This is a genomic window from bacterium, from assembly GCA_024224155.1.
GTDB lineage: Bacteria > Acidobacteriota > Thermoanaerobaculia > Multivoradales > JAHEKO01 > CALZIK01.
This window is the reverse complement of record JAAENP010000001.1, coordinates 1-2,537: the sequence shown is the minus strand read 5'-3', so window position 1 is coordinate 2,537 and position 2,537 is coordinate 1. Positions and strand designations below refer to the sequence as shown.

At 62.5% G+C, this 2,537-nt stretch carries 3 protein-coding genes; all 3 read left to right on the top strand.

What is annotated here, in order from left to right:
* A partial coding sequence (locus GY769_00015) for a hypothetical protein (GenBank protein MCP4200303.1) occupies window positions 1-685 on the top strand: 685 nt, incomplete at its 5' end.
* A gap of 493 nt (window positions 686-1,178) precedes the next feature.
* Window positions 1,179-1,679, top strand: a complete 501-nt coding sequence (locus tag GY769_00010; GenBank protein MCP4200302.1) for a hypothetical protein — start codon at window positions 1,179-1,181, stop codon at window positions 1,677-1,679.
* Between the two features lie 268 nt (window positions 1,680-1,947).
* Window positions 1,948-2,537, top strand: a 590-nt coding sequence (locus tag GY769_00005; GenBank protein ID MCP4200301.1) for a hypothetical protein, incomplete at its 3' end; no start/stop codon positions are given.

The window sequence follows — 2,537 nt, the reverse complement described above, 5'->3', positions numbered from 1 at the left end:
CTACGCCCTCGCTGCCACAACCCCCGCGGCGGACTGCTATGCTCTCACCGACAGTCCCTTCCAGCTCTGGCACCACCTGAAGACGTCGCTACCTGTCAACTTCCACACACCCCTCTGGCCTGGGGTTAACAGAGGCCTGGGCTCCCAACTATGGACAAGAGCCAGAGCGGACTTCTTGCACCAGTGGAGCGGGTCGCCACTGAGCGGGCTTTGGCACACACGCGCGGCGGCGTTCGTGGACAGCTTGAAAAGAGCCCGCGCAATCGACACCACCGGGGTCTCCGGGCCTGCCGCGAGCAAGGAGAACGCAACCATCCTCTCCAGAATCGGATCGGACAGGCTCATCGTAGCTGACGAGCACCTCTCGAAAAAACTCGACGAGTCCCCGCAGAACCAGCTGTCCAGCAGCGCCCTCGCGTCGGAGATGTACGTGCTGCTGCCCGACCTGCAGGCATGCAAAAGGGACTGGCAGTATGAGCTCGGTAGCCCGGGCTTTTTCTCGTGCCTCCTGCTAATGCGTCTCAATCCTCTGCGAGAGCAGAGGGCTGAGGCAGGAAAGGTCGCCCTCTACAGCCTCTGCAGCGACAGCTCGGGTGCCCAGATGATCAAATGGGACCGCCTCAGCTCTGCGAAACAGCTCGCGGAGCCCGTCTTCAAGAAGCCGCGGCTGGGCCTGAGTGAGTGAGAGACGCCTCCGCCAGCATCCGCCCCCGCCCAACCTCCCGCCCCGCGGCGGTGTTTTTTTCTCACCGAATGCTGCCGCGCACCTGCGAGTCACGTGTGGAAAAAGCACACGCAGTCCCTTAGAGCAGCTGCCTTCTGCTACGCGACAACAGCAACCAGCGACGCCTGCCTCTCACACAGAAGCCCGTCCGCTGCCTCCCGTTGTTTGCTGTGATGATGCTTCTTTTCTTGTTGTTGTTGGTATCTACGCGTGGCTTTTAGAACTGTTGTTATCCTTTTTGTCCTCTCTACGAGAAGCTTTCCTCCCTACGCTTCCTGCCGCGGAGACCTTATCTGCAATGGACGACACTTTCGGAGACCTCGAGCAGCAACGGCAGGAAGTGGCAGCACAGCTGCGACGGCTCTCGGGGCGCATCAAGGCGAAAAAGCGCCGCATGCGTTCTCAGCGTGCCCGGGGCCTAGTGCGGTGTCTCACTTCTGAAATGATCCACTTCATGATGACGCTCCTCCTTGTGAGCGACGGCGACACGGCGCCGGTTCTGGAGTGGCTCCGCCGCAAGGCCGCCGGTGGCAAGATCGAGCGGCGCGCCCTGGCGCGGATCACGGCCGAGCAACTCCGAGACGACGTCGACGGCTTATCCCCGGCTTCCCGGGCGAGCTACCTCACGACGGCGGTGCCCGAAACAAGATGTCGTCTGCACCGCGTCTACAGCTTCCTTTGCGAGTTTCGACTCTTCCTCTGGGTTGTGGGCCTCAACGTTGAGAAAGGCGTCGCGCCGAGCACCGTGGACCTCTGCCGGCGCTTCCTCGAGACGTGGCCTGCAGATGGCGTGGCGGGCGTTCCCGCCCCGCGCCTTGCGGCTCTCATGGCCAGGCCGGTCTCGGCGCGCATGTGGGCTGTGCGGTGGCGCCGTCGCTGGGGCATTCGCCACGGGAAGCCACGCATCAGGACGACGGTCGGAGAACCCGAAGTTTGCGACAAGGTCGCCCGGTAGGTCTAGATTTTCCCGTCCCCGCGGGCCGGTTTTTGGAAGCAAGTTTGGAGCCCGAATTTGGCAGCAGGAACTGTCTTCCCTTGGACGTTCTTATTCGGGCGGATGACCTCATGGGGTAGCCCGGCTGGGAATACACTTTTGGCTCCCAAAACGCGTCCAAAGCAGCTGCTGCCACGAGGCCCAAACTTTCTGGAATTGGGTCAACTTCCTGGCGTCGCAAGTGGTGCCTCCCAAGCGCCCGCTGTGGATCAATACGGATGAGACCTCGGTGCTGTACACGTTCGGCGGGCAGCGGGGCAACGTGGTCCGGAAGCGGCGGCGACCCGAAGGAGCGCCGGAGCCAGTGGAGCGCCTGCGGCGAGGCGAGCAGAGGGCGGCGGTGACATATGTTGCCTTCATATGTACGAACGCTGCAGTGCAGCAGTGCCTGCCACAGATACTGCTCGGGAACAAGCACGTCTTCACACAGCGCCTGCTCAGAGCGGTCGGCGGCGAGGCGCCGGCGGGCCTGGAAATCTGGGCCGAGGAGTCATCCTGGATGAACACGGGCCTCCTTGAGCGCACATTGCGGCTTCTCGGGAAGAAGCTCGAAGAGCACAAGGCGGACTGGCAGCCTATACTGCTCCTGGACTGCGCGCCACAACACATCCACTGGAAAATCGCGAACACCGCCACACGAGCCGGCATCTGGCTATGCTACATACCGGCGAAGCTAACCTGGCTACTACAACCGTGCGACACCCACCTGTTCGCGGAGCTGAAGAGAAAGCTCCGTCGCGAGTACACCAGGATGCGTATGGGGACCGCAGACGGACGCCTCGACGCCGAGGGGTGGCTTCGCATGCTCTTCCACGTGAT

Excerpts from the sequence above, each read along its gene's own strand:
- GY769_00010 (MCP4200302.1), top strand. The coding sequence starts at position 1,179 with ATGATGACGCTCCTCCTTGTGAGCGACGGCGACACGGCGCCGGTTCTG.